Source organism: Nocardia sp. JCM 34519.1, from assembly GCF_020361265.1.
GTDB classification, from domain to species: Bacteria; Actinomycetota; Actinomycetes; order Mycobacteriales; family Mycobacteriaceae; genus Nocardia; species Nocardia arthritidis_A.
Genome location: NZ_JAIRBR010000001.1, coordinates 496,564 through 522,064 on the forward strand (window position 1 = coordinate 496,564; position 25,501 = coordinate 522,064).

Annotated in this window: 22 protein-coding genes; 7 read left to right on the top strand and 15 right to left on the bottom strand. The window is 68.5% G+C overall.

Translation table 11 applies throughout. The features are described from left to right. Positions 1-135: 135 nt before the first annotated feature. Positions 136-723, top strand: a complete 588-nt coding sequence (locus LGY53_RS02395; RefSeq protein WP_225724971.1) for a TetR/AcrR family transcriptional regulator — start codon at positions 136-138, stop codon at positions 721-723. Here LGY53_RS02395 and LGY53_RS02400 read toward each other — a convergent pair. The 5 genes from LGY53_RS02400 to LGY53_RS02420 form a co-directional block, all read right to left on the bottom strand. Further along, positions 716-2,290, bottom strand: coding sequence for a carboxylesterase/lipase family protein (locus LGY53_RS02400; protein WP_225724972.1), 1,575 nt, complete (start codon positions 2,288-2,290; stop codon positions 716-718). The two genes, LGY53_RS02395 and LGY53_RS02400, sit on opposite strands and share 8 nt — an antisense overlap. 123 nt (positions 2,291-2,413) lie before the next feature. Then, positions 2,414-2,710, bottom strand: coding sequence for a SelT/SelW/SelH family protein (locus tag LGY53_RS02405; RefSeq protein ID WP_225724973.1), 297 nt, complete (start codon positions 2,708-2,710; stop codon positions 2,414-2,416). A gap of 15 nt (positions 2,711-2,725) precedes the next feature. After that, on the bottom strand, positions 2,726-3,100 hold the full coding sequence (locus tag LGY53_RS02410) for a YchJ family protein (protein WP_225725664.1): 375 nt from the start codon (positions 3,098-3,100) through the stop codon (positions 2,726-2,728). Positions 3,101-3,295: 195 nt separating this feature from the next. Further along, positions 3,296-3,778 (bottom strand): hypothetical protein, encoded by a 483-nt coding sequence (locus LGY53_RS02415; RefSeq protein WP_225724974.1) that lies wholly within the window; start codon positions 3,776-3,778, stop codon positions 3,296-3,298. Then, a complete protein-coding gene (locus tag LGY53_RS02420) occupies positions 3,775-6,216 on the bottom strand; it encodes an AAA family ATPase (protein WP_225724975.1) in 2,442 nt (813 codons plus the stop codon). The genes LGY53_RS02415 and LGY53_RS02420 overlap by 4 nt, the downstream gene beginning before the upstream one ends. A gap of 414 nt (positions 6,217-6,630) precedes the next feature. On the opposite strand from LGY53_RS02420, the gene LGY53_RS02425 reads away from it, so the two are divergent. The 4 genes from LGY53_RS02425 to LGY53_RS02440 are packed head-to-tail and all read left to right on the top strand — an operon-like array spanning position 6,631 to position 14,097. Continuing rightward, positions 6,631-9,498 carry an SWIM zinc finger family protein gene (locus LGY53_RS02425; RefSeq protein WP_225724976.1) on the top strand — a complete coding sequence of 956 codons (2,868 nt, stop codon included), beginning with the start codon at positions 6,631-6,633 and terminating at the stop codon, positions 9,496-9,498. Beyond that, positions 9,495-10,592, top strand: coding sequence for an AAA family ATPase (locus tag LGY53_RS02430; protein ID WP_225724977.1), 1,098 nt, complete (start codon positions 9,495-9,497; stop codon positions 10,590-10,592). The genes LGY53_RS02425 and LGY53_RS02430 overlap by 4 nt, the downstream gene beginning before the upstream one ends. After that, a complete protein-coding gene (locus LGY53_RS02435) occupies positions 10,571-12,940 on the top strand; it encodes a DUF5682 family protein (RefSeq protein WP_225724978.1) in 2,370 nt (789 codons plus the stop codon). Before LGY53_RS02430 ends, LGY53_RS02435 begins: the two co-directional genes overlap by 22 nt. Continuing rightward, a complete protein-coding gene (locus LGY53_RS02440; RefSeq protein WP_225724979.1) occupies positions 12,937-14,097 on the top strand; it encodes a VWA domain-containing protein in 1,161 nt (386 codons plus the stop codon). The genes LGY53_RS02435 and LGY53_RS02440 overlap by 4 nt, the downstream gene beginning before the upstream one ends. Here LGY53_RS02440 and LGY53_RS43930 read toward each other — a convergent pair. The 5 genes from LGY53_RS43930 to LGY53_RS02470 form a co-directional block, all read right to left on the bottom strand. Then, positions 14,087-15,550: a flotillin family protein gene (locus LGY53_RS43930; RefSeq protein ID WP_167477549.1), complete on the bottom strand. Its 1,464-nt coding sequence runs from the start codon at positions 15,548-15,550 to the stop codon at positions 14,087-14,089. The genes LGY53_RS02440 and LGY53_RS43930 overlap by 11 nt on opposite strands. A 13-nt stretch (positions 15,551-15,563) precedes the next feature. Continuing rightward, positions 15,564-15,770, bottom strand: coding sequence for a hypothetical protein (locus LGY53_RS02455; protein WP_167477550.1), 207 nt, complete (start codon positions 15,768-15,770; stop codon positions 15,564-15,566). 115 nt (positions 15,771-15,885) lie between these two features. Continuing rightward, on the bottom strand, positions 15,886-18,444 hold the full coding sequence (locus LGY53_RS02460) for an ABC transporter permease (RefSeq protein WP_225724980.1): 2,559 nt from the start codon (positions 18,442-18,444) through the stop codon (positions 15,886-15,888). Then, entirely contained in the window at positions 18,444-19,232 is a 789-nt protein-coding gene (locus LGY53_RS02465; RefSeq protein WP_225724981.1) for an ABC transporter ATP-binding protein, read from the bottom strand. The genes LGY53_RS02460 and LGY53_RS02465 overlap by 1 nt, the downstream gene beginning before the upstream one ends. Positions 19,233-19,300: 68 nt before the next feature. After that, entirely contained in the window at positions 19,301-19,735 is a 435-nt protein-coding gene (locus LGY53_RS02470) for a MarR family winged helix-turn-helix transcriptional regulator (RefSeq protein ID WP_225724982.1), read from the bottom strand. A 66-nt stretch (positions 19,736-19,801) separates the two neighbouring features. Between LGY53_RS02470 and LGY53_RS02475 the strand changes: the two genes are divergently transcribed. Next, positions 19,802-20,875 carry a substrate-binding domain-containing protein gene (locus LGY53_RS02475; protein WP_225724983.1) on the top strand — a complete coding sequence of 358 codons (1,074 nt, stop codon included), beginning with the start codon at positions 19,802-19,804 and terminating at the stop codon, positions 20,873-20,875. 104 nt (positions 20,876-20,979) lie between these two features. Here the strand turns inward: LGY53_RS02475 and LGY53_RS02480 are convergent, their stop codons facing one another. Next, on the bottom strand, positions 20,980-21,213 hold the full coding sequence (locus tag LGY53_RS02480) for a hypothetical protein (protein WP_225724984.1): 234 nt from the start codon (positions 21,211-21,213) through the stop codon (positions 20,980-20,982). A 56-nt stretch (positions 21,214-21,269) separates the two neighbouring features. Here LGY53_RS02480 and fmdA point away from each other — a divergent pair, with 56 nt between their 5' ends. After that, a complete protein-coding gene (gene fmdA, locus LGY53_RS02485; protein ID WP_225724985.1) occupies positions 21,270-22,523 on the top strand; it encodes a formamidase in 1,254 nt (417 codons plus the stop codon). Between the two features lie 70 nt (positions 22,524-22,593). Here the strand turns inward: fmdA and LGY53_RS02490 are convergent, their stop codons facing one another. The 4 genes from LGY53_RS02490 to LGY53_RS02505 all read right to left on the bottom strand — a co-directional run bounded on the left by LGY53_RS02490 (position 22,594) and on the right by LGY53_RS02505 (position 25,470). Continuing rightward, positions 22,594-22,827, bottom strand: coding sequence for a hypothetical protein (locus LGY53_RS02490; RefSeq protein WP_225724986.1), 234 nt, complete (start codon positions 22,825-22,827; stop codon positions 22,594-22,596). 323 nt (positions 22,828-23,150) lie between these two features. After that, complete coding sequence (locus LGY53_RS02495) at positions 23,151-24,065, bottom strand: hydroxymethylglutaryl-CoA lyase (RefSeq protein ID WP_225724987.1); 915 nt, start codon at positions 24,063-24,065, stop codon at positions 23,151-23,153. After that, positions 24,062-24,262 (bottom strand): hypothetical protein, encoded by a 201-nt coding sequence (locus LGY53_RS02500; RefSeq protein ID WP_167477557.1) that lies wholly within the window; start codon positions 24,260-24,262, stop codon positions 24,062-24,064. Before LGY53_RS02500 ends, LGY53_RS02495 begins: the two co-directional genes overlap by 4 nt. Then, the gene (locus tag LGY53_RS02505; RefSeq protein WP_225724988.1) at positions 24,259-25,470 is read right to left on the bottom strand and encodes a CaiB/BaiF CoA-transferase family protein; all 1,212 of its coding nucleotides are present in this window, start codon (positions 25,468-25,470) and stop codon (positions 24,259-24,261) included. Before LGY53_RS02505 ends, LGY53_RS02500 begins: the two co-directional genes overlap by 4 nt. Positions 25,471-25,501 lie beyond the last annotated feature (31 nt).

A 25,501-nucleotide genomic window follows, 5' to 3' on the forward strand; every position in this document is an offset into this window, starting at 1 on the left:
ACTTCGTTGTGATCGACATCGTTTGCCCTTCACTTATGGAACAATTTGTACCGAAGATATGGAACAGTCTGTACCACAACTTTCTGTGGTGCAAGATGTCCCATAAGTGATCCGGACCAAACGAGCGGAGCGGCAGTGGACGAGGACGGGTTGGCCGCGGGCATGCCGGACCGCGGCCCGGACCCCCGGGTGGTGCGCAGCAGGCAGGCCGCGCTGACCGCGGCCCAGGATCTGCTGGCCGAATACGGTTGGACCGGCGTCACGCACGTCGCGGTCGCCGCGCGCAGCGGGGTCGGCCGCACCACGCTGTACCGGCATTGGCCCGACGTGGCGGCCCTGATCCACGACGCGATCATGCAGCGCATCGCCCAGATCCGGCCGACGCCGACGGGCGAACTGCGCACCGATCTGATCCGCGAACTCGACGGCCTGCGCCGCCTGCTGCATGACCCGGTCGGTGAGCGCGGCATGCGCGCGATACTCGACCGGGCACCGTTCGATCCGGCCTTCGGCAAGCTCAAATCCGCGCTCTACCAAGCCGGTTCGGCCGGTTTCCGAACCATCCTGGAATCCGCGAGAACGCGCGGCGAGCTACCGCCGGACGCCGATATCGACCTCGCGATCGATCAACTCGCCGGACCGCTCATCTTCCGCAGGCTGTTCGCCGAGCGCGATATCGACGAGGCATATGTGCACACCGTCGTCGACGGAGTGCTCAGCTGAAGCCGACGGCCTGTTCACCCCAGGCCGTGTGCATATCGCGGTCCGGGTTGTCGATGACGCGGTCGACGGTGTCGATGAGCATGGTGGTGCGGGTGGCCGGGCGGTACGGCGGCCAGTGCTTCGAGCCGTCGAGTGCGGCGGGGACACCGTGGGTGGCGAAGGCCAACCAGCGCCGCATCATTCGGCCGGACACCTCCATGGCCACCTTGCGACCGCCCAACCAGAAGGTCGGGTCGTGGTTGAAGGTGCCGAAATTGCCGAAGACATAAGGTAATTCGGTGGCGTGTCCGGCGCCGACCCGGGCCGCGCGCAGCATCGGCGTCGCGTGGTCGAAGCGGTACATCCAGGTCGGCGAGTGGCGGGCGTGCGCGTCGGCGACCCAGTGCGACGGCATCCGGAACGCGGCGTCGGTCGACATCGCCAGCGCACCCCTGGTCTTGTCGAGATCCGGGTAGGCGGAAGTGATTTCGGCGATCCGCTCATGCGGCAGATCGGGGTGGCTCGCCTCGATATCGCGCAGCATGGCGTTCACCGCGTCCGGCGTCACCGGCATGATCGGCGAGCGGAACAGCCGGAACAGCGAGGCCTCGTCCCGGTTGGTGCCGATGATCAACGGCACCCGATGCGAACGGCCGTGCTGGAAGCGGTCGATCGGATAATCGGGCACCAGATCGCCGTCCACCACCGGCGCGGCGGCCAGCCTGCCCGGTTCGCGCAGCGGCACCTCGTCGAGCAGGATGCCCGCGGCGTCGGTGATCCGTTCGATCGGGCAGGTGAGCAGCTCATCGGTGCGTTCGGCGGGCAGCTCGAGCAATTCCAGAAAGCGTTGCGCCACAACGGCCGCCCGCTCCCGGCCGAAGACGGTGGTGGCGGGCGGGCTCTGCGCGATCGCCCGGTGGAACAGGCCCGCGGCCCGCGGCGAAGTCAAAAGCGTTGTGACACAACCCGCTCCGGAGGACTCACCGAATATGGTGACATTGCCCGGATCGCCGCCGAACGCGGAGATGTTGTCGCGCACCCATTCCAGCGCCGCGAGCTGATCGTGCAGGCCCAGGTTCGGCACGAATTCCGGTCCGAGCGAAGACAGGTCGAGAAATCCGAGCGCGCCCAGCCGGTAGTTGACCCCGACCACCACGACGTCACCGGCTTCGGCGAGCCTGCGCCCGTCGTAGATGCCCTGTGCCGCGGTGCCGAGGCAGTACGCGCCGCCGTGCAACCACACCAGCACCGGACGCGGCTCGCCGTCGCCCGTCGGCTCCGGCGACCAGACGTTCACCCACAGGCAGTCCTCGCCGATCCGCAGGCCGGAGTCGAGCGGCACCATATTGCCGACGGTCTGCGGCGCGATATCGCCGAATTCGAGGCAGTCGCGGACACCGTCCCAGGCGTCCGGCGGGCGCGGCCTGCGGAAGCGATGCGGGCCCGCTGGCGGCGCGGCGTAGGGGATGCTGCGCCAGACCGCGACGCGGCCATCCCATGAGCCGCGGACCTGTCCGTATGTCGTTCGCGCGACGGGCGCGATCTCGCGCGTCTCCCAGGTCGGATCGAATTCGATCTGCGCACTCATATCCCGCAACCTCCTACCGACAGATCGTCGATGGCTACCAGTTTGCTACTGGTCGGTGCAGTCATCGATGAGCTGTTCTTCGAGGGTACGTCCCTCGCGCGGGTCGGCGCCGAGCGATTTGCTTCAGTCGCCGGGCACGGCCTTGTCGGCGTGCCTGTCGGCGTGTCCGAGATCACGCTCCGTCGCGACCCGATCGCGCACCCGTTGCTTGAGCACCGCGATATCCGGAAAGCCGCCGTCGGCCTTGCGCTCCCACACCTGTTCGCCGTCGACGGTGATCCGGAACACACCGCCGGAGCCCGGAATCAGCGCCACCTCGCCGAGTTCGGCGCCGAAGGTGCTCAGCAGCTCCTGCGCCATCCAACCGGCGCGCAGCAGCCAGCGGCACTGGGTGCAGTATTCGATCGCGACACGTGGCATGGTCGGCAACGCTACCTATGCCTCGATCGCGCCGTCGAGATACGTCCACGCGCCGTCGACCCGAACGAAGCGGCTGGTCTCGTGGAGTTCGCCGCGCCCGCCGCCCGAGCGGTAGTGCGCGACGAATTCGACGGTGCCCGCGTCGTCGAAGGGGCCGCCGCGTTCGGTGCGCACGATCTCGAGGAACAACCAACGCTGGCCCGGGTCCAGGGTGAGTTCGCGCGGGCGGGTCCGCGGATGCCAGGACCGTTTCAGATATTCGGCGTCACCGACCGCGAAAGCCGTGTAGCGCGAACGCATCAGCGCCTCGGCGGTCGGCGCGGCGCGCTCGCCCGCCAGGATCGGACCGCAGCACTCGTCGAATCGCTCACCTCGCCGGCACGGACACATATCCATACCCCCATCCTCTCTCAGCAAACCCTCGGCTCCGATCCGGATGGCCTCGCACACCGAATCACGAAATGAACGTGCAGGTTCCAACCACCCCGTCGAAGGAGCCAGTCATGAAGTTGCTCAATATCCTCAACATTCTCAGCACGGGGTCATCGGCCGCTGCCAGCGGTTTTTCCATGCTCAGCAGCATCATCAGCCTCTTGTCGATGTTCTGACACCCGCCAGATCGGTTGCGATGCGGGCGGTTTGCTCACGCCAGCGGCGCAACTCGGTGACGCTCGGGGCGAGTTCGTAGTCATGGTGGTGGGCGGCCCGCGACAGCGCCGCCCACACCGTGGCCACCTGCGCGGCCGCCTCCGCGCCCGCGAAGAAACGCAGCGCCAGCAATTGCGCGCGCATCGGGCAGCGCACCAGTTCGGGAGCCACCCGCAGCCACAGCTCGTCGACCGACTGTTCCAGCGCAAGCCGCAGAATCCACGCGGTGGCGCGCGACCACAGGCCGCCCGCATCGGTCACCGTGCCGGCCAACAGCCGGTCCACCGCATCGAGCCGCGCGCCGACCGACGGCCGCTCGGCCAACTCCTGCTCGAGTTCGCGACGCGCCGAACTACGTTGGCGACGACCATCTTTCGGCTTGCGACGCCGACCGTCCCCGCGTCTTCGGTCCTCCGTCATTTTGCCAACCAGGCCACGAATTTCTCGGTGTCGGCGATCAGATCCCGCATGCCGCGCCCGATCGGCACGTGCGCACCGGCGGTGGCATCGCGCAGCGCGTCGACCACCCAGCGGCCCTCCCGCGCGGCGAGATGCTTGTTCAGATCGTCGACCCGCGCGCCGACGCCCATCACCGCGAGCGCGACCATGGCGCGGGTGGTCTGCGCCGCCTCGATATGCCGTTCCACCGCGCGGTGATCCATCCCGCTGGACAACAGATTTCGGCGCGCCCTGGCCAGACTGGCCGCCTCGACGGCGGAGCGGCAGCAGGTGGCGACGAGTTCGTCGGCGATCCGCGGCGGCAGTTGCGGGGTGCGGACCAGCGAGCGGGCGTCGTCCAGGTAGCGGCGCACCGGATCGCTGGACACCCGCACCTCCACCACCGAACGCTCGCGCCGCTGCACCTCCAGCACCGTCGCGTCCAACTGCATCCGGCGCACCGCCTCGGCCAGGCGCTCGTCGTGGGTGAATACCACCACCTGCCTGGTCCACGCCACCGTAGCCAGCACCCTGGCCAGGCCGTCGACCTTCGCCGGATCCATTGCCTGCACCGGATCGTCGATCATGACGAACCGGAACGGGCTCTCCTCGACGGTGGCCCGCGGCAGAAACAGCGACAGCCCGAGCGCGTGCAGTTCGCCCTGGCTCATCACACCGAGCGCGGCGCCGTCCACCTCGTCGACGGTGACGTCGAGCAGTACCCGGCGCGCGGTTCCGGCGTTGCCCTGCAAGCGAATAGCGCCGAGTTCGACATTGCTCTGCTGCCGCAGCGTATGCCAGACCCAGCGGGCGGTGGTCTCCAGCGGCGCCATCCGCTCGCCGCGCAGACCGGCCGTCGCGGCCTTGAGCCAATCCTCGGCGCGGCGCACGGTGCGCAGCTCACCCGCGTTGGCGGCCACCGCACGCGCCCCGTCCAGCCAGGTCACCAGGCGTGGCACCAGCGGCGACCACACCTCGTCCAGCCGGTCCAGCTCCTTGCGGGTGCCCTGCTGCAGCAGGTCGAGTTCGTCGACGAGGCGGGCGTGCGCCTGCCGCAGGCGCTCGGGCAGGTCGGGGGTGTAGTCGGCACTGGTGAGCGCGGCCCATTCGGTCCAGGCCCGGCGCACCGCGTCGGTGTCGACGGTCGGCGGGTTGGCCGGATCGAAATCCAGTTCCGGCGGAACGTGATTGGGTAGTGCACGGGCGGCGCGCACCGCGCGGTCCAGTTCGTCGCGCGCGGTGCGCAAGGTCTGTACGCGGGTGCTCAAAGCCGCTATGGCGGCGTCGGTTTCGCGGGCCCACGCATGGTCCAGGGTGCGTGCGCCGCATACCGGGCAGGCGCAATCCCCCACCACCGCAACATGTTCCCGAGCCTGCCTGAGCAATTCCAGCACCCGCAGGTCGGATTCGGTGCTCGCGGTCGAGTCGCGGGCGATCACCTTGCCGTACTGCTCGATTCGCTCCGCGACCGCGTCCACCTCGGCTCCGCTCGGCAGCGCGAGCCGGACGATGGCGCGCAGTCCGGCGGATCCGACGGGATCGTCCGCGCCGCCGTGCATTTCGCGATGGATCGCGGACAGATCGGGTTGCGCCGGGCGCAGCAGCGCGGCCATCCGCACCGCGCGATCGTCGGCCACCGCACCGAGCACGTCGAGCAGTTCCAGTCGTTCCTGACGCGAATCACGTACCGCGCGTTCCAATTCCAGGCGACGGGCGCGGATCCGCTCCTGCGCCGCCGTCAACTCGTCGAGGCCGAGCAGCTGATGCAGGGCGTCGAACAGATCGCTCGGCTTACCGTCGACCAGCGCGCCCAATTCGCTGTAGGACAGGAACGGCCGGTACAGCTCGAGCCGGGTGGCCCAGCGGTCCACCGCGAATGCGGTCGGCGCGGCGGGCGGACGCTGTTCGGTCCAGTGCGCCTCGGCCAGGTCGGCGTCGGGCCGCCACTCCTTGGCGATGATGAGCCGTGGCGCCGGGCCGGTGGCGAGCAGTTCCAGTTCGATCCGGGTGGCATCGCCGTCGTGCAGGTTGCGCCAGCCCTCCCGCCATGCGGCGGAGCGGCCGTCCCAGCGGCGGTTACCACCGGTCAGCGCCAGTTCGGCGGCCTCGGCGAAACTGGATTTGCCGCTGCCGTTGCGGCCGACCACCAGCGTCAGGCCCGGACCCGGATTCAACCGCAGCGTCGCCTCCCGGCCGATGCCGCGGAAGCCGCGCACCCGGATCGCCTCCAGGAAAATTCCGGTGCCGTCGAATTCCGTTGTCCGATCGCCTGACTCGGTGCCGCCGAGCGCGCGCAGCACGGCCTTCGCGACCTCCGCGGTGACGCTCGGATCGTCCGCGAGCCGCCGGGCCACCACCTCGGTCAAACGTTGCGTACCCTCGCGTTGAATATCCTCGGTGGCCCGTGCGTCCGTGCGCATCAGCGAACCCCCTACAGCGGCCGACCGCAGCACGTCCTCCAGCCCCCGTACGCGGTGTAGTTTGTCGAAAGCTGTGCGAAACGCTACCCGATCGCGTCGGATTCGCCCACTTGCCCACCGAAGCTGCCCGCGGGGATGGTATTTGGCCATCGAGCGACCGGGGGCCGCGCTCGATGTCCACCCCTCGCCAACCCCGGCGGGCAGTTCGTTGGTGTAACACCCGATCCGGGTGGCTCGGACGAGCCGAACAAGACAGAATGCCAGAATCGGAAGCCTCACCGCAAGATGCTTCGGTCACCGAATCCGGCGTCCGCGCAGCGATTTCCGCGCGAAAGCCCGGGCTAGCACGGAGGATGTCGGTGGCCCGGGGTAGAAATTCGGCAACGGGAATTTCGGAGAGCGGAGAGCGAGCGGATGGCAGAGCGATGGACCGTCGCCGGGGTCGAGGCGCTCGCCCCCGATGCGAGCTCGGTATCCGCCGCCAGAAAACTCGCGGGCCGCTGGCGGGACACCGGATGCGGCGATGGTGCGCTGTGGGGGCTGTGCCGCGGCAGCGGTGCCGAACCGTATCGAACGGTCGTCGACCTGTCGGGGCCCGCGTACAAGTGCACCTGCCCGAGCCGGAAAATCCCGTGTAAGCATGCGCTTTCGCTGTTGTTCGACTGGGCGGAGGGCAAGGTCGGCACGGCGGGTGAGCCGCCGGGTTTCGCGGCCGAGTGGCTGGCCGCGCGGGCGGCGAAGGCGGCGGCCGGGACGGAAACCGTTGCGCGTACCGCGAATCCGGCGACGGCGGCGCAGCGGCGGGTGCGGGTCGGCGCGGGTCTGGAGGAGCTGGATATCTGGCTCGGCGATCAGGTGCGCACCGGACTCGGACAAACCGACCGTTCTTTCCAAACCTTCGAGGCGATCGCCGCGCGCATGGTCGACGCGCAGGCGCCCGGTATCGCCTCGGCGCTGCGCCAACTGCCCGCGATCGCGATGACCAGGGCCGAATGGCCGGAACTCATGCTGCGCGAATTCGCCAGACTGCATCTGCTCGCCGCCGCGCACCGGCGACTCGACGAGCTGGATCCCGCGCTACAGGCCAGCGTGCGCGGCCATATCGGCTATCCGACGCACGCGGAGACGGTGCGCGACGAACCCCCGGTGCGCGACCACTGGCAGGTACTCGGCCGCCGGGTCACCGAGGAGGAACGGCTCTACACCCGCCGAATCTGGTTGTACGGCCGCCGGACTCGGCGCTGGGCGCTGCTGGTCGACCATTCCTTCGGCACGCCGAACTTCGCCGCCGAGGTGCCCGCCCCCGGACTGCTCGCCGACGCCGACGTGCACTTCTATCCGGGCGCGGCGCCGCTGCGGGCGTTGTGGGGGGCGGGTTATGCCGCGGCCCAACCGTTCACCACCCTGCCGGTCGACGACGGTTCCATCGCGACCGCGCTGACCGAGCACGCGCGGGCACTCGGCGCCGATCCATGGCTGCGGTCCTGGCCGGTGCTGCTCACTGCGGTTACTCCCGTGCGGCACGAAAATTCATGGTACGTAGTCGAATCCGATGGCACAGCGCTGCCGCTCGCGGTACTCGACGAGCCGTGGCGGCTGCTCGGCATCGCGGGCGGATATCCGGTGACGCTGGCGGGTGAGTGGACCGCCGACGGTCTGGCGCCGATCTCGGTATTCACCGCAGGTGAGGTGACCGTGCTGGACCGGACCGATCCGGTGGGCAGGACCATCCCGAATCTGGTTGCGGCCCATGGTATTAACGCTGCGGCCCTGACTTCGGCCGCGCTGCTCGGCACCGCACGCCGCAACGCGGACGCCACCCAGCTGGCCGCACCGGTGGCCCGGGCCGCCGCCGGACTCACCGCGGACCCGGCACTGCGGCTGCTCGAAACCGCCGCGCTCGACGGGCTTTTCGCGCGCGGCGGGATATCCACCCGCAGCACACCGATCCCGGAACCCGCGGCCGAGGACCACCGGCGCAGGCTGCCCGACGATGCCGCCGCCAGCCTCGGAAGCATGCTGCGGGACCGATCACCGTTCCTGCCGGAATGGTTCGCGGCCGCCGAACCACACGACTATCGCGCACCCGACGAGTTATGCGGCCAACTGCTCGAATACGCGCGTACGAGCGCGGATTCGCGCGATCCGCTGCTGCGGCTGGCGGGCGAGCGCGGGCGCTGGCTGGCCGCACAGCATCCGGAATGGCGAACTCTGGTGCGCCCCGAAACACCATCCGACGAAATCTGGCGGTTCGGCTCGCCGCCCGAGCGCATCACCTGGCTGACCCGGCTGCGGGCCGCCGAACCCGAATCCGCGCTCACCGCGCTCACCGAGACATGGCCGAAGGAATCCGGCCCGGTGAAGGCGGAACTGCTCGCGGTACTGGCCGAAGGCATCTCGGCCGCCGACGAACCGCTGCTGGAGACCGCGCTCGACGACCGGCGCGCCGACGTCCGCCGCACCGCGGCCGGATTACTTGCGCTGCTGCCGGATTCGGCGTTCGCCCACCGCATGGTCGAGCGGGCGCAGGCCTGGGTGCCGAGCCCGCACGGGCACCGAATCGCCATCGTTGCGCACCGGCTCGCGGTGGAACTGCCCGATACCCTCGACGATGCCGCCCGCCGCGACGGAATCCACGACCGCCCGGTCGAATTCGCCTACCGCTGGGATGGCGCACCCGATCCCGCCGCGGGCTGGCTGCGGCAGCTGATGGCGGCGACGCCGCTGCGGCACTGGGGGCAGGTCTTCGGCGGTCCGCGCGAGGCCGTCACCGCGAAGATGCCCAACCGATTCCGCCAACCGATACTCGACGGCTGGGTGGATGCCGCACTCTCCCAAAGGGATTCGGCTTGGGCAGCCGCGCTCTTCGACGCCGGTGTCCCCTCGGATACGGCGATGCTGCGCCGCCGCGAACTCTTCGCGCTGCTGCCCGCCGCGGACCGGACCCAGCGCCTGCTCCGGCTGGACGGCTCATGGCTTTCGGAGCTGGAGGCGCTGCTGCCCGCGATGGGCCATCCCTGGCCGGATCCGCTTGCGCAGCACCTGATCCTGCTGCTGTTCGAGCGGGCGCGGGCCGCCGCGCGCAGGCCGGGCGCCTACGGCACCGGACCAGCCGCACACCGCTCGCTGCTCGCCGCCGCGGCCGTCCACTTCCCGTTCACCGCCGCGAGCGCGGTCGCCGTTGTGGCCCGCCGCTGCGCGGACGACAGCTGGCAGCGCGCCTTCGACCAGCTCGCCACCGCCATCAACCAACGCTCAGTAATGCTCGAGGAGTTGCGATGAGTACCGAATCCCCTGCGGGCCTGCTGCGTCCGCACGCCGAACAGTCCGACACCGCCGAACTCGCGGCGCTCGCCGCCGCCGACGATCGCCCGCGCCCGCCCTCGTGGCGGCTCTCGCCATGGGCGGTGGTCACCTATCTGCTCGGCGGCACCCTGGACGACGGCACCGTGATAACCCCGAAGTACGTCGGCCCGCGCCGCCTCATGGAGGTGGCGGTCGCCACCCTGGCCACCGACCGGGCGCTGCTGCTGCTCGGTGTGCCGGGCACCGCGAAAACCTGGGTGTCGGAACATCTTTCGGCCGCCATCTGCGGCACCTCGGCGCTGCTCGTACAGGGCACGTCGGGCACCGCGGAGGAATCGATCCGCTACGGCTGGAATTACGCCAGGCTGCTCGCCGAGGGCCCGAGCGACGGCGCACTGGTGCCGTCACCGGTGCTCACCGCCATGCGCACCGGCGGCATCGCCCGGATCGAGGAGCTCACCCGCATTCCGTCCGACGTGCAGGACGCGCTGATCACCGTGCTGTCCGAAAAGACGCTGCCCATCCCGGAACTCGGCGCCGAGGTGCAGGCCGCCAAGGGTTTCAATGTGATCGCCACCGCCAACGACCGCGACCGCGGCGTCAACGAACTGTCCTCCGCGCTGCGCCGCCGCTTCAACACCGTGGTGCTGCCGCTACCCGCCAGCGAGGACGAGGAGGTCGAGATCGTCACCCGCCGAGTCGCCCAACTCGGCGCCGCACTCGAACTGCCGCCCATCCCCGCCGCGGCCGAAGAGGTCCGCCGCGTCGTGCGGGTCTTCCGCGAATTACGTTCCGGCACAACAGCCGACGGCCGCACCAAACTCAAATCCCCCTCGGGCACCCTCTCCACCGCCGAGGCGATCTCCGTACTCACCAACGGCATCGCCCTGTCCACCCACTTCGGCGACGGAATCCTGCGCGCCTCCGATATCGCGGGCGCGGTGCTCGGTTCGGTCATCAAAGACCCGGTCGCCGACGCCGTGGTCTGGACCGAATACCTGGAAGCCGTTGTCCGAGAACGCCCGGACTGGGCCGATTTCTACCGGGCATGCCGCGAGGTGACGGGCTGACCGCCATGGCACCGCAGACGCCTGGCGGCGCGATCACGCGGGTATTCGGCATCCGACACCATGGTCCTGGCTCGGCGCGGTCGTTGCGGTTGGCGCTGGCGGAGTTCAGGCCCGACACGATTTTGATCGAGGGACCGGCCGATGCCGATCCACTCGTCGCCTATGTTGCGGCCGACGGCATGGTGCCGCCGGTTGCGCTGCTGGCCTACGCGCCGGATTCGCCCGCGCGGTCGGCGTTCTGGCCGTTCGCGGTGTTCTCGCCGGAGTGGCAGGCGCTCTGCTACGCGGTGGAAAACGCTGTGCCCGTGCACTTCTGCGATCTGCCAGCCAGTGCGGTCCTCGCGTTGGACGACGAGCCCGGCGACGGCATCGATCCGCTCGCCGAACTGGCCGCGGCCGCAGGATACGACGATGCCGAGCGCTGGTGGGACGCGGTTGTCGAATCATCCGCTGACGCAACGGCTTTCGAAGCGATAACCGAGGCAATGGGTGCGCTGCGGGATGCGGCCGAGCGGGGCGAGTTCGTGCGCATAACGCCTCCGGCCGAATCCGAGCGGCCGGTCACCGCACCGGAGGATCCGGACTCGGTCGCCGCGGCGACCGCGATCGACGAGCCCACCGAAGCGAATCCCCTTGGGCCCGAAGTAATCCGGATCGACGCGCACACGCTGCGCCGCGAGGCCTACATGCGCCAGACCATGCGCAAAGCGCTGAAGAGCGGCGCACAGCGCCTAGCCGTGGTCTGCGGCGCATGGCACGCACCGGCGCTCACGGGCGAACAGGGCAAACTCGGCCCCGCCGCACCCGATACCCGCATGCTCAAGGGACTTCCGAAGACCAAGGCGGCGCTCACCTGGGTGCCGTGGACGCATTCCCGGCTGGCCACCATCTCCGGCTACGGTGCGGGTATCGACTCACCCGGCTGGTATCACCATCTGTTCACCGAGACCGACCAGCCGATCACCCGCTGGCTCACCAGGGTGGCGGGTGTGCTCCGCGCACACGATCTGCCGGTGTCCAGCGCGCACATCATCGAATCGGTAAGGCTCGCCGATACTTTGGCGGCCATGCGGAACCGGCCGGTGGCCGGGCTCGCCGAGGTCACCGAGGCGGTGCGCGCGGTGATGTGCGGCGGCGACGAGACCGTCGTGCACTGGGTGGCCGCCGAACTCGTGGTGGGCGAGGCGCTGGGCAGCGTCCCTGAGAACGCACCGACGGTTCCGCTCGACGCCGATCTGCGCGCGAACATCCGCACGCTGCGGCTCAAACAGGAGCCGCAGGCCCGCACGGTCGACCTCGATCTGCGCAGGGAGCGCGAGGTCGCCAAATCGCGGCTGCTGCACCGGCTCCGGCTACTCGGCATCGATTGGGGCACACCGGCTTCCAGCGAGGTGCGCAGCACCGGCACCTTCCGCGAGACGTGGACGCTGCGGTGGCGGCCGGAGTTCGCCGTCGCCATCATCGAGGCCTCCCGCTGGGGCACCACCATCCGGACCGCCGCCGAGGCGAAGATTCTCGATCTCGCGGGCCGAGCGGGCAGCACGGTCGGCGAGTTGACGGCCGCGCTGGAACTGGCGCTGCTCGCCGACCTCGGCGGCGCCACCGACGGGCTGATCGCGCGGCTGGAATCCGTTGCGGCCCTTGATCACGACGTCACCCACCTGCTCGCCGCGCTGCCCGCCCTGATCAGGACGCTGCGCTACGGGGATGTCCGCGGCACCGACACCAAGGCGCTCGCGCACGTCGCCGACGGTCTGCTGGTGCGGGTGTGCGCGGGCCTGCCCGGCGCGGTCACCCACTTGGACACCGAGGCGGCGACCCAGCTGCGCACGCTGATCGACCAGGCGCACATCGCGATTCACACCCGCGACGACGCGTGGGCCACCGGCGAATGGCTGGCCGCGCTGCGCCGCATCGCCGACCGTGCCGAGGTGCACGGCGCGCTGGCCGGCCGCGCGGTCCGGCTGCTGTGCGACGCCGGGCTGATCGACGGAACCGATTCCGCGAAAAGGCTTTCCGCCGCCCTCTCGGTGGGCAACACCCCGGCGGCCAAGGCGGCCTGGATCGACGGCTTCCTCGGCGGCCGCGGACTGCTGCTGGTGCACGACCGAGAGTTGTTGCGCCTCATCGACTCCTGGCTGCGCGGCCTGCGCGAGGAGCAATTCGTCGAGGTACTGCCGCTGCTGCGCCGCACCTTCGGCGAATTCGAATCGGGTGAGCGCCGGGCCATCGGCCAGGCCGTCACCGAGAGTGGTTCGGCACCAGCGACTCTCACCGACGAATACGATATCGATCGCGGCATCGCGGCCATCCGCACCGCCGCCGAAATACTCGGAGTTTCCGCATGACCGAGGAAAACCACCTCCGGCGTTGGCGTTTGGTGCTCGGCGCGGCCGCGGAGCCGGAACTCGGCGGACTCGGCGGCTCGGGCGATTCCGACGACGCCGGTATGGATCGCGCGCTCTCGGCCCTTTACAACACCGCCGACGACCAGTCCGCGGGTGCGCGCGGCGGCGGCCTCGGCGGTTCCGCGCCGCGAGTCGCCCGCTGGCTCGGCGATATTCGCAACTATTTCCCGTCGACGGTGGTCGAGGTGATGCAGCGCGACGCGGTCGACCGGCTGAACCTGACCCAGTTGCTGCTCGAACCCGAACTGCTCGCGGCCGTCGAACCGGATGTGCACCTCGTCGGCACCCTGCTGAGCCTCAACCGGGTGATGCCGGAAACCACCAAGGCCACCGCCCGCGCGGTGGTCGAGAAGGTGGTGCGCGATATCGAACGACGCATCGCCGCGCATACCGTCGCCGCGGTGTCCGGCGCGCTGCGCCGCGCCGCACGCAGCACCCGCCCGCGGCACCGGGATATCGACTGGGACCGCACCATCCGCCGCAACCTGGCCAACTATCTGCCCGAACATCGCACGGTGGTGCCGGAGAAGTTGGTCGGCTACGGCCGCAAGGCCCAGGCGGTGCGCCGCGAGGTGGTGCTGGCCATCGACCAGTCCGGCTCCATGGCGGCCAGCGTGGTGTACGCGGCGGTGTTCGGCGCGGTGCTGGCGTCGATGCGCTCGCTGCGCACCTCGCTGGTCGTCTTCGATACCGAAATCGTCGATCTCACCGAACAACTCGCCGACCCCGTCGACGTGCTGTTCGGCACGCAGCTCGGCGGCGGCACCGATATCAACCGCGCCATCGCGTATTGCCAGTCGCTGATCACCAAACCGGACGACACGCTTTTCGTGCTGATCTCCGACCTGTACGAGGGCGGTATCCGGGACGAGATGTTGCGCAGGATCAACGCCATGAAGGAGTCCGGGGTGCGGGTCGTCGTGCTGCTCGCCCTCTCCGACGAGGGCGCGCCGTCGTTCGACCACGACAATGCCGCCGCCTTGGCCGCACTCGGCGTACCCGCCTTCGCCTGCACCCCGGACCGCTTTCCCGAGCTGCTCGCCGTGGCCCTCGATCGCGGCGATATCACCGCATGGGCCAACGGCGCTACTCCGTGAGCCCGTCGGCGACGTGTCCGTTGGTCTCCGCGACCTCGGCGGTCTGCTTGATCGCGGGCAGCAGCGACTCCCTGGCCAGACCGGTGAGCGCACCGGCCTGCTGAATGATCTCGGCCAGCGCCGAGGTGACGCCCTGCGCACCGTTCAAAACGGTGAACTGGCCGACGTGTTCGAACGGCGCGGCCGCGGCGGCCACGATCTCCGGCAGCCGCTCGGCCACCTGCTGGGCGATCACCGCCTCCTGGTTCTGGCTCATCGCCTCGGCCCGCTGCCGGATACCGGCCGCCTCGGCCTCCATCCGCGCCCGCACCGCATCGGCCTCGGCCAGACCCCTCGCCTTGATCGCGTCGGCCTCGGCCTGACCGTTCAGCCTGGTGGCCTCGGCCTGCGCCGATGCCCGCACCCGGACCGCCTCGGCCTCCGCCTCGGCCGCCAATTTCGTCTGTGCCGCAGCGGCTTCCGCGCGCAGCCTGGTCTCCTGCGCCTGCGCCTCGGCCTGATGGATATGCGCGTCGCGGGCCGCGGTGGCCAGGGTGGTCTGCCGGTAGGCCTCGGCGTCGGCGGGCTTGCGGATATCGACCTGCAGCTGTTGTTCGGTCTGCTGCGCCTGCAACTGCGCGACCCTGGTCTCCACCTCGACCACCTCCTGCCGCGCGGTGGCCTGGGCCAGCGGCCCCTGCTGCGCGGCCTTCTGGGTGGCCTGGTCGACCTCGGCCTGATAGCCCGCCTTCTTGATCTCGGTGTCGCGGCGGGCCAGCGCGATCTGCGCCTGTGCCGCCTGTTCCTGTGCGATGGCGTCGCGCTCGGCGTTGGCCCTGGCGATCCTGGCCCGCTGCTCGACCTCGGCCTGATGCGGAATCGCCAGGTTGGCAATGTAATTCGATTCGCTGGCGATGGACTGGATCTGGAAGCTGTCGATCACCAGGCCGAAGGATTCCATCTCACCGGAGCAGCGGTCGCGCACCTGCTCGGAGAATTTGTCCTGATCGCTGATCATGTCCTCGACGGTCATCGAACCGGCGATGGCGCGCAGGTGGCCGACGAAGACGTTCTGCACCTTGGTCTCCAGCTCCTGCGCCGGACGGTCCAGGAATCGCCGCGCCGCGTTGGCGATGGACCGGTAGTCGTCACCGACCTTGTACATCACCACACCGGTGAGCGCGAGGTTGATCTTCTGCTGGCTCACGCACGGCACGGTGATCTGACTTTCGTGCGCCTCCAACGAGATCCGGCGCACCTTGGTCAGGCCGGGGGCGACCAGCGTGCCTCGGCCGGTGACGATGCGGAAACCCATCTGATCGCCGGCGTCGGCTGCGCCGCGCCCGGCCCGGAAACCCGAAATGATCAGTGCCTCATCAGGTTCCGCGACCCGCCAGGCCACCCGGAACAGTATGAAAAGCACCACGAGGATCGCGATGACGATCCCGACAACGACCCCGATGAGGACGTCCACTGTGCACCTTCTGTTAGACGGTTACCACTTCGACGGTGCGTCCACCCAGGCTCCCAACCACGAGAACCTGGGCGTGCTTGGGGATGACGGCTTCACTGTCGGCGGCGCGCGCCAGGAACCGCTCGGTCCCCGCCCGCACCTCGATCACGACCTCACCCAGATGACCCGGCTTGATAGCCGCCGTCACCCTGGCGTACTTGCCGATCACATCCGCCGCCACCGACACCTCCCCCGCACCACCGCCGCTTCCGAACCCTGTCCACCGTAGACCCGAACCGGCCCGGCGGGAACGGTCTTGATGATTCCGCAACCGTTCTCGGGTCGGCGCGACCCGTTCACAGATCGGCGATCGCCGCCAGCGGTGGTGTCCTGGCCGCCCTGATACCGGGCCACAGCGCCGCGAGCACCCCGACCACACCGGACGCCAGCAACATCAGCACCAGTTGCGTCCACGGCACCGAGATCTGGTCCAGCCCCAGATCCCGCAGCGTGCGCAGGAATCCGACGCCGAGGCCGAGCCCGAGCACGACGCCGACCACCGCGCCGAAGATCGAAATCAGCACCGATTCCAGGTAAATGGTTCTGCGCACCTGCACCCGCTGCATGCCGACGGCCCGCAGCATCCCGATCTCCCTGCGCCGCTCGACCACCGACAGCGCGAGGGTGTTCACGATGCCGAGGATCGCGATCACGACGGCCAGCGCGAGCAGTCCGTAGAGGATGGCGAGCATGGTGTTGATCTGCTGGCCCTGAGTTCCCTTGAACTGCTCGTGATCCTGCACCTGCACGATGCGCAGCTGGTCGGTCGCCTTCTCCAGACCGGTGCGCAGCGCGGCCATATCGGCGCCGGGCTGCGCGGTGACAAGTACGAGGAAGTCGCTGCGGAATTTCTCCGGCGTCACCCGGTCGTAGACGGTCGCGGGCACCACCAGCCTGCCGAGCAGCTGGGTGTCCTTGTATATCCCGGACACCTTCAGCGAAACCTTCTCCGGCTCTTTACTGTTCAGCCCGACATTCAGCGTGGTGAGCTGAACCTGTTGTCCCACATGCCAATTCCGTTCGGCGGCCTCGGCCTGCGAGACCAGCACATCGGTGTCGCCGAGTGTCTTCGAGCCCTGCGCGATCTCGTAGTTCAGCACGGCGTCCAGCGGTCCGTCGGCGGAGGTGGCGATCAGCGTGTCGTTGCCCACCTTCAGGTTCGTGCCCCGGATCGCGACGACATCGCGAACGCCGGGAACGGATTTCGCCGCGCCACCGGTGGTCACCGGGATGCCGAGGAAGCTGCCGGGCGGTCCGGTCAGTATGTATTCGGCCTTGACGCCCTTGTCCACCAGCGCGCCGATGCTCGCCTTGGCCGAAGCGCCGAGCATGCCGATCGCCGAAACCAGCATAAGACCCAGCGTCAGCGCGAAAGCCGTTGCGGCCGTTCGGCGTCGATTGCGCACGGCATTGTTGCGGGCGATCCGGCCGATCGGCCCGAACAGTCTGGTGAGCGTGCCCAGCGAGCCGACGATGGGCCGGGACAGCGCGGGCGAAACCAGCAGCACGGCCAAAATCAGTGCCCCAGCGCCGATTCCGACGGTCTTCGCGGCATTGTCACCCGTGGACTGCGCACCGATGTACGCGACGACGGTGCCCGCCACCGCCAACACCGTGCCGAATACGGTTCGCAGCCGCAGCGATTCACCGATCGATGCGAATTCCTCGCGCATCGCTTGGACCGGTGGGATCCGGGCGGCCCGGCGCGCGGGCGCGTACGCACTGAGCACCGTCACCAGCACGCCGAGCCCGATCGAGACCAGCACGGTGCGCGGTTGCAGCGACATCGTCCCGGTCGGCAGGCCGACGTCGAATGCGTTGAGCAGTCCGGAAAGCCCGAACGAGAGGGCGACGCCCGCACCGAGACCTATTGCGCTGCCGAGTAATCCGATGACGAACGCCTCGGCGACCACCGACACGCCCACCTGCGCCCGGCTCGCGCCGACCGCCCGCAGCAGCGCCAGCTCGCGCAACCGCTGCGCGACGATCATCGAGAAGGTGTTGTAGATGATGAAGGTGCCGACCACGAGCGCGATGGCGCCGAAGGCGAACAGGAAGTAGTTGACGAACTTCAGCGTCTTGCCGACCTGCGCCTCCAGATCGGCGCGCAACTGGGCGGCGTCCTGAACCTTGAAGCCGGGCAGCTGTTTCGCGATCTGATCGCGCACCTGGTCCACCTTCGCCCCCGATGCGACGGCGACATCGATGAACTGCACGTGATACGGATCGGTGAACAGCGACCGCGCCTGCGCGTCGTCGAACAGCAGCCCGATGATTCCGCCGGTGTCGGAGGAGACCCGATAGATCCCGGTGACCGTGAGCTCGAGTGTGCTGTTGTCCCGCTGCTGTTGCGGCACAACGATTTTGGCCTTGTCGCCGACCTTCAGCCCGGCGCGCTGCGCACCGCTGGCGTTGATGGCGATCTCACCGTCGTGCGTCGGCGCGACGCCCTCGACGATCCGCTCCGGTTCCGCGACGGCGCGCTCCGGCGGCAGGTAGGACTGACCCCAGCTCGGCGCACCGCCGGTCTGCACCGGATGACCGCTCTTGTCGAGCAGGATCAGCGGCCCGCTGACCCGCGGCGCGACCGTGCGCACACCGCTGACGCCGGAGACGAGATCGACCGCGCCGACCGGAACACCCTGTGACATCTGCTCTTTCGAGCTGACCCGGATATCGACGCCCTTGATCTGACTGGAGAAGATGCCGTTGAAGGTGCTCTGCAGCGTATCGGTGAAGACGAAGGATCCCGCGATGAACGCGGTGCCGAGGATGACGGAGAGCAGCGTAAGCGCGAGGCGCACCTTGTGCGCGGCAAGGTTGCGCAGCGCGACCTTCCGCATGGGGTCGGCCATTACGCCTGCTCCAGCGATTTCATCCGGTCCAGCACGGTATCGGAGGTCGGGTCGCGCATTTCGTCGACGATGCGTCCGTCGGCGAGGAAGATAACCCGGTCGGCGAAGCCCGCGGCGTGCGGCTCATGTGTGACGATCACCACGGTCTGCTCGAATTCGTCGACGGCGGCCCGCAGGATGTTCAGCACCTCCTCCGAGGCGCGCGAATCGAGGTTGCCGGTGGGTTCATCGCCGAAGATGATCTCGGGTTTACCCGCGAGCGCGCGGGCGCAGGCCACCCGCTGCTGCTGACCGCCGGACAGCTCGCTGGGCCGGTGGGTGAGCCGGTCGGTGAGCCCGAGCCGCTTGAGTACGGTGTCGAGCCAGTCCTGATCGGGTTTGCGGCCGGCGATATCCAGCGGCAGCGTGATGTTCTCCAGCGCGGTGAGCGTCGGCACCAGGTTGAATGCCTGGAAGACGAAGCCGATTCGGTCCCTGCGCAGGCGCGTCATCTGTTTGTCGGAGAGGTTGGTCAGGTCGGTGTCACCGATCCGCACGGTTCCGGAGCTGGCGCCGTCGAGCCCGGCCAGGCAGTGCATCAGGGTCGACTTGCCGGATCCGGACGGACCCATGATCGCCGTGAACTCTCCCTTCGCGAACTCGGTGGACACTCCGTCCAGGGCCGTGACCCGGGTGTCGCCGGAACCGTAGACCTTGACGAGGTCGATGGCGCTCGCGGCGGCGCCGGTCGGCACCGCTGTGTCGATACCAGCGGGGGCGGTGCCGGAACCCAAAGCTTGCGAAGTCATGGTGTCCAGTGTGTAGACGATCGTCCGGCCGCGCCATCGGGGAAGTCCCCTAAGTGGAGCCGGTACCTCTACTTGGCCGGCACCGTTTCGGCGGCGTGCAGTCGCTCGATGAAGCCGTCGAGCGCTCGCGCCAATCGGCCCCGATCGGCGGCCAACGCGTCCAGCCCACTTTCCGCGATGGCCGTATTCATCACCTGATAGGTGAGCAGTCCGCGGCGGGTCGGGAAGACGAGAACCCGGCGGCGGTCGGTGTCGTCGACCTTGCGGTGCACCAGGTTGTCGGAGATCATCGCATCGATCAACCTGGTCAAACTGGCGCCGACCAGCAGTGTGGCCTCGGTGAGCTGTGACATCGAGCGGCCGGATCCGTCGGCGACCGCGGACAGCACATGCCAACGGCCGACCGAGGTTTCGCCGAGGCAGGTCGCGATCGCCTTATCCAATTCCTGTGACGCCCGGCGCACCAGTCGCGCCAAGTCTTCGAGCGCGGTGCTATCGTCCACCTCAGCACTATATCGACAACGCCGTATGAGAAAGCTTCAGACGGAAATATACGGTGGTGATCAGCGTTGGCGCCGTTCGGATTTCGTGACACGGTAGATATCGCACTGGTGGTGCCGCTGAGTGGTCCGGCAGGCATGTTCGGGCCGTCCTGTGAGGCGTGCGCCGATCTGGCCATCGATGACATCAATGCCGCGGGCGGCATACTCGATCGCCCGGTCCGGCTGCATCCGGTGGACGCGGGGGCACCGCTGCCGCTGTTGGCCGAGCGGATCGATCGAATGGTGAGCGCCGGAGCGATCGATGGCGTCGTCGGCTGGCATCTGTCCAACGCGCGCAAGGTGATAACGCCGCGCACCGCGGGCCGGGTGCCCTACGTGTACACCACCTTCTACGAGGGCGGCGAGGATTCCGACGGTGTGTACATGGTGGGCGAGACGCCCGATCAGCAGCTGTTCCCCGCGCTGCGCTGGCTGCGCGCCGAACTCGGGATCCGGCGCTGGTGCGTCGTCGGCAACGACTATGTCTGGCCGCGCGAAACGGCCAGGGTGACAAAGGATTTCGTGCGGACCACGGCGGATCTCGAGGTGATCGGCGAGATCTTCCTTCCGCTCGGCGGGCGCGATTTCCGCGGCGCGCTCGACCTGATCGGCGGTTCGTCGGCGCAGGGCGTGCTGCTGTTCATGGTCGGCGCCGACTGCGCCGCCTTCAACCGCGCCTTCGCCAGGGCCGGATTCGACGACCACCGGGTGCGCCTGAGCATGATGATCGGCGAGGACGTGCTGTACGCGGGCGGCGCCGCGAGCACGCACGGACTGTTCACCGCCTCCGGCTATTTCGAGAGCTTGGTGTCCAGCGCCGGGATGGATTTCGGGGCGCGGTACCTGCGTGAATTCGGGCCCGCCGCACCGGCGCTGAACAATATCGGCGAATCCTGTTACGAGGGGCTGCTGCTGTTCGCCTCGCTCGCCGAGACCGCGCGCAGCCTCGACCTGCGCACCATCGAGCGCAGCGCGGCCGGGGTCAGCTACGGCGGTCCGCGCGGCGAGGTGCGGGTGCGCGGCGCGCACACCACCCAGCCGGTGTACCTGGCGGGCGCGGACGCCCTGGAGTTCGGTGTGCTGGCCGAACTCTCCTCGTAATCCGAAGTTCACCTTGCGGTTTCGCCACGGAGACGCGCGTAGGTTTGTATCGTCACCGTACGAAATATACCCGCTTGAAAATATTTGAGGTGTAAAGTGCCGACCTACCAATTCATCTGCCGCCGCGGCTGCGGCAGCTTCGAGCGCAGCTTCGCCATGGCCGCCGCACCGGCGGTCACTTCATGCCCGCAGTGCGCGGGCGCCAGCCGCCGCTGCTTCGGCGGCGCGCTCGTCCAACCCGGCTCCGCCGCGAGCCGACTGTTGGAGGCCACCAATCGCACCGCGACCGAACCCGCCGTCGTCCATTCCCTGCCGGCCGGCCGAAGCGCAACGGTCACCCGCAATCCCTTGCACCGCAAGCTCCCTCGACCCTGATCCGGAAAGAGGTCACATCATGCCGGAACTGCTCTACCCGCTCGACTCACGCAAGCGGTTCACCGATCAGCAACTGGTCGGCCACAACCGCTGGCATCCGGATATCCCGCCCGTCGCCACCGTGAAACCGGGCGCCGAATTCCGGGTGCATGTGCGCGAGTGGTTCGACGGCGCGATCCACAACGACGATTCCGCCGAGGACGTGCTCAACGCCCCGCTCAGCACGGTGCACTGCCTGTCGGGCCCGTTCGCCGTCGAGGGCGCGCGCCCCGGTGATCTGCTCATCGTCGACATTCTCGATATCGGCCCCATCCCGCAAGAGGATTCGGGTCCGCTGGCCGGACAGGGCTGGGGCTACACCGGCATCTTCCCCACCGACAACGGCGGCGGATTCCTCACCGAACATTTCCCGGACGCCTACAAGGCGATCTGGGATTTCAGCGGCCACACCGCGACCTCGCGGCATATCCCAGGGGTCAGGTTCACCGGTATCACCCATCCCGGCCTGATGGGCACCGCGCCGTCGAAAGCGTTGCTGGCCAAGTGGAATGCGCGCGAGGCCGCGCTGATCGCCACCGATCCGCTGCGCGTGCCGCCGCTGGCGCTGCCGCCCGAACCGCGCGATGCCGTACTCGGCGCGCTCGCGGGCCCGGAGTACGACCGGGTCGCCGCCGAGGCAGCACGGACCGCGCCGCCGCGCGAGAACGGCGGCAATCAGGACATCAAGAACTTCACCCGTGGCAGCCGCGTGTTCTACCCGGTCTTCGTCGACGGCGCGAACCTCTCCGTCGGCGATCTGCACTTCTCCCAGGGCGACGGCGAGATCACCTTCTGCGGCGCGATCGAGATGGGCGGATTCATCGATCTTCGAGTGGATCTGATCAAAGATGGGATGGAACTGTACGGCGTCGCCGAGAACGCGATCTTCATGCCGGGTAGCGAAGGTCCGAATTACACGGAGTACCTTGCCTTTTCGGGCACCTCGGTGACGCTCGACGGTGAACAGCGCTACCTGGATTCACAGTTGTCGTTCGAGCGCGCCTGTCTGCACGCCATCGACTATCTGACCAAATTCGGCTACAGCCGGGAGCAGGCGTACCTGCTGCTCGGCGCAGCGCCGATCGAGGGCCGGTTCTCCGGTGTCGTCGATATCCCGAATTCCTGTGCCACCGTTTACATTCCGACAGCCATCTTCGACTTCCAGGTCACCCCGTCGGCATCCGGGCCGGTACGGATCGATCCAGGCCCCGGGGCGCCGCACGCATCCCGCTAGATATGCGAAAGCGCCGATCCCCCTGCAGGGTTGGACGGGATCGGCGCTTTCGGTTCGGTCGACTGCCGGATTACTTCGGCAGCGGCGTCACGCCACCGCTACCCGAGCTGAGCAGCTTGGCCAGGCCGGTGGCGAAGTTGGACGAGCCGGTCGGCGCCGGGGCCGGGTCCGCGACCTGGCTGTTGACCGCGGCGGGCGCGGCCGGGGCGAGCTCGAGGCCCTGGGCCGAGGCCAGGCCGGCGCCCGCGCCGACGATGGCGGCGGCCGCGGCGGCGACCAGGCCGAACGTACGGATCTTCTGCATGTGGCTACTCCCCTATTTCAGTGGTTCGGCGTCGAAGGTGCACGCCGACGCACAAGGAGTATCACGAATTCGCAACACTCGAATCGGGTGCGGATCCGGGCCGACTCACACCGGTAGCCAATGATTTGCCATCAACCTGAGCGGCGACCTGGACAATTGAACAGTAGTGCCCTATCGGATTCGACCCGGAAACCGCCGTAGTTCAACCGAAGTTTGCATCCCCGTCACACCGTGTTGATCACAGCTAACTCTCAGCCATCGTGAGATTTGGATCACACCAGGCGCTTCTTAACAGGTGATAAGCCCGCCAGCAAACGAAATCCTCAGTTCCGAACCACCCATTCGAAGGCCTCGGCCTTGGAGCGCGCCCCCTCCACCGCCCGCGACCGGTTGGGTTCGCCCAGCTCGGGCAGCAGCTCCTCGGTGAGCCCGACGAGTCCGGCGAGTGTGCTCGGAGTAAACCAGTCCGGCCTGGTCGCGAAAAGTATGTCCTCGCTAGCGGTATTGCCACTCGCTCCCGGCGCGAACGGGCAGCCACCCAAACCGCCGAGCGATCCGTCCACCATCGCCGCGCCCGCCGCGATGGCGGCCAGCGTATTCGCGACACCCATCCCCCAGGTGTCATGGCCGTGAAAAACGATGCGCCGCACCGGCGTTCGCTCACGCACCGCCGTCACCAGCGCGGTGACCTGCGCCGGATGCGCCTGGCCGAGGGTATCGGCGAGCACGATATCGGTCGCCCCATCGGCGCGGGAGTCGTTGGCAATGGCCAGCACTCGCTCCGGATCCACCGGACCGTCGAACGGGCAGGTGAAACTCGTTGCCAGACAGAGCTGGATCGCGCCGCCCGCGGCCGTCGCCAACCGAACCGCATCGGGCATGGCGGCCAGGCTCTCCTCGGTGCTGCGGCCGATATTCGCCCGGTTGTGCGCGTCCGATACCGAGAAGCAGTATTGGAAATTGCGCACACCGGCCGCGGCCGCCCGTTCGACGTGCCGCGGCGTCGCCACCCACACCCAACAGCGTTGCAGCTCTTCGGGTGTCAGTTCGGCGATCAACTCCATGGTGTTGGCCATCGGCGGCACCAGATCGGGCCGCGCCATCGAGCCGATCTCCAGTGCGGGCACGCCGAGCGCCAGCAACCGCCGCACCAGCCGCACCTTGCGCTCGGTCGGCAACACCTTGCCGGTCAATTGCAGTCCGTCGCGCAGGGTTACGTCCCGCAGCAGCGCGCTCAACGGTCCTCCCTGGCCGGTCCCAGCGTCCGGCCCCGCTCGTCACCCGGCTGCGGCGGCACGCACATCACACCGCCCCACGGCTTTTCGTGGCCACCGGCCGGATTCGGGTGCACGGTGGGACGCACATGTCCCGGCGCGCGCACCTCCCAGACGCTGCGCCCGGCCGGCCTGCGCCGCTCCCTGCGATGGCGGATCATCGTGCCTCCAGCGCGTCGATCTCGTTGTCGCTCATACCGAGTAGTCCGGACAGCACCTCGCGGGTGTGCTCGCCCAGATCCGGTCCGACATTCCGGATGGGCAGCGACTGCCCGCCGATCACCGGAACGATACCGGGAAAGCCGACCGTCTTCGGTTCCGCCGCACCGACATCCACCGAAAATTGCTGAATCATATTGCGCGCCTTGTACTGTTCGTCCGAAACGATATCTGCGGCGGTGTAAATGGGACCGCACGGAATCGCGGCGTCCTCCAGGATTTTCAGCGCTTCGTCGCGGCGGTGCCGGATCGTCCACTCGCCGATCGCGGCATCGAGACGGTCCCGGTTGCGCCAGCGGCCCGCATTGTCCTTCAGCTCCGGATCCGCCGCCAGGTCCGGCCTGACGATCACCTCCATATAGCGCTGGAAGATGGCATCGCCGTTGCCGCCGATGATGATGCTGGTGCCGTCGGCGCAGGGGTAGGCGTTACTCGGCGCGATACCCTCCATCCGCCCGCCGACCCGCTCCCGTTTGATGCCGTATGCGAGATAGTCGGGCACCAGCGATTCCATCACCGACAGAATCGCCTCGTTCAAGGCGACATCGATGATCCGCTCCCGCAACGGAATCGGCTCCGCGGCACGCTCCCGCTGGAACAGCGCCATCACGGTGCCGAACGCCGCGTAGATGCCCGCGATGGAATCGCCGATGGACACCCCGGTCCGCACCGGCGGCCGATCCGGATCGCCCACCAGCTCGCGCAGTCCGCCGACCGCCTCGGCCACCGCGGCGAAACCCGGCCGCTCGGCCAGCGGCCCGGTCTGGCCGTACGCGGAGATCCGGGTGAGCACCAGCCGCGGATTGGCCGCCTGCAAAACCTCCGGCCCCAGCCCCCACTTCTCCAACATTCCGGGCCGGAAGTTCTCCAGCAGCACATCGCTGCGCCGCACCAGCTCGAGCACCACATCGCGGCCCGCCTCGGTGCGCAGATCGAGGGTGATCGACTTCTTGTTCCGGTTGACGGTGCGGTAGAGCATCGAGGTGTCGCCGCCGTAGAGCCGCCAGTTGCGCAGCTCGTCGCCGACCTTCGGTCGCTCCACCTTGATCACCTCGGCGCCGAAGTCACCGAGAATGCGCCCGGCGGTGGGTGCGGCGATGTAATTGCCGAGTTCCAGGACGCGCACACCGTCCAGCGGCCGAATACTCATGCGGACAAGTTTGGACCATGCGCCGTTCGGC

Excerpts from the sequence above, each read along its gene's own strand:
- LGY53_RS02400 (WP_225724972.1), bottom strand. The coding sequence starts at position 2,290 with ATGAGTGCGCAGATCGAATTCGATCCGACCTGGGAGACGCGCGAGATC.
- LGY53_RS02405 (WP_225724973.1), bottom strand. The coding sequence starts at position 2,710 with ATGCCACGTGTCGCGATCGAATACTGCACCCAGTGCCGCTGGCTGCTG.
- LGY53_RS02410 (WP_225725664.1), bottom strand. The coding sequence starts at position 3,100 with ATGTGTCCGTGCCGGCGAGGTGAGCGATTCGACGAGTGCTGCGGTCCG.
- LGY53_RS02415 (WP_225724974.1), bottom strand. The coding sequence starts at position 3,778 with ATGACGGAGGACCGAAGACGCGGGGACGGTCGGCGTCGCAAGCCGAAA.
- LGY53_RS02420 (WP_225724975.1), bottom strand. The coding sequence starts at position 6,216 with ATGCGCACGGACGCACGGGCCACCGAGGATATTCAACGCGAGGGTACG.
- LGY53_RS02425 (WP_225724976.1), top strand. The coding sequence starts at position 6,631 with ATGGCAGAGCGATGGACCGTCGCCGGGGTCGAGGCGCTCGCCCCCGAT.
- LGY53_RS02430 (WP_225724977.1), top strand. The coding sequence starts at position 9,495 with ATGAGTACCGAATCCCCTGCGGGCCTGCTGCGTCCGCACGCCGAACAG.
- LGY53_RS02435 (WP_225724978.1), top strand. The coding sequence starts at position 10,571 with ATGCCGCGAGGTGACGGGCTGACCGCCATGGCACCGCAGACGCCTGGC.
- LGY53_RS02440 (WP_225724979.1), top strand. The coding sequence starts at position 12,937 with ATGACCGAGGAAAACCACCTCCGGCGTTGGCGTTTGGTGCTCGGCGCG.
- LGY53_RS02460 (WP_225724980.1), bottom strand. The coding sequence starts at position 18,444 with ATGGCCGACCCCATGCGGAAGGTCGCGCTGCGCAACCTTGCCGCGCAC.
- LGY53_RS02465 (WP_225724981.1), bottom strand. The coding sequence starts at position 19,232 with ATGACTTCGCAAGCTTTGGGTTCCGGCACCGCCCCCGCTGGTATCGAC.
- fmdA (WP_225724985.1), top strand. The coding sequence starts at position 21,270 with ATGCCGGAACTGCTCTACCCGCTCGACTCACGCAAGCGGTTCACCGAT.
- LGY53_RS02490 (WP_225724986.1), bottom strand. The coding sequence starts at position 22,827 with ATGCAGAAGATCCGTACGTTCGGCCTGGTCGCCGCCGCGGCCGCCGCC.
- LGY53_RS02500 (WP_167477557.1), bottom strand. The coding sequence starts at position 24,262 with ATGATCCGCCATCGCAGGGAGCGGCGCAGGCCGGCCGGGCGCAGCGTC.
- LGY53_RS02505 (WP_225724988.1), bottom strand. The coding sequence starts at position 25,470 with ATGAGTATTCGGCCGCTGGACGGTGTGCGCGTCCTGGAACTCGGCAAT.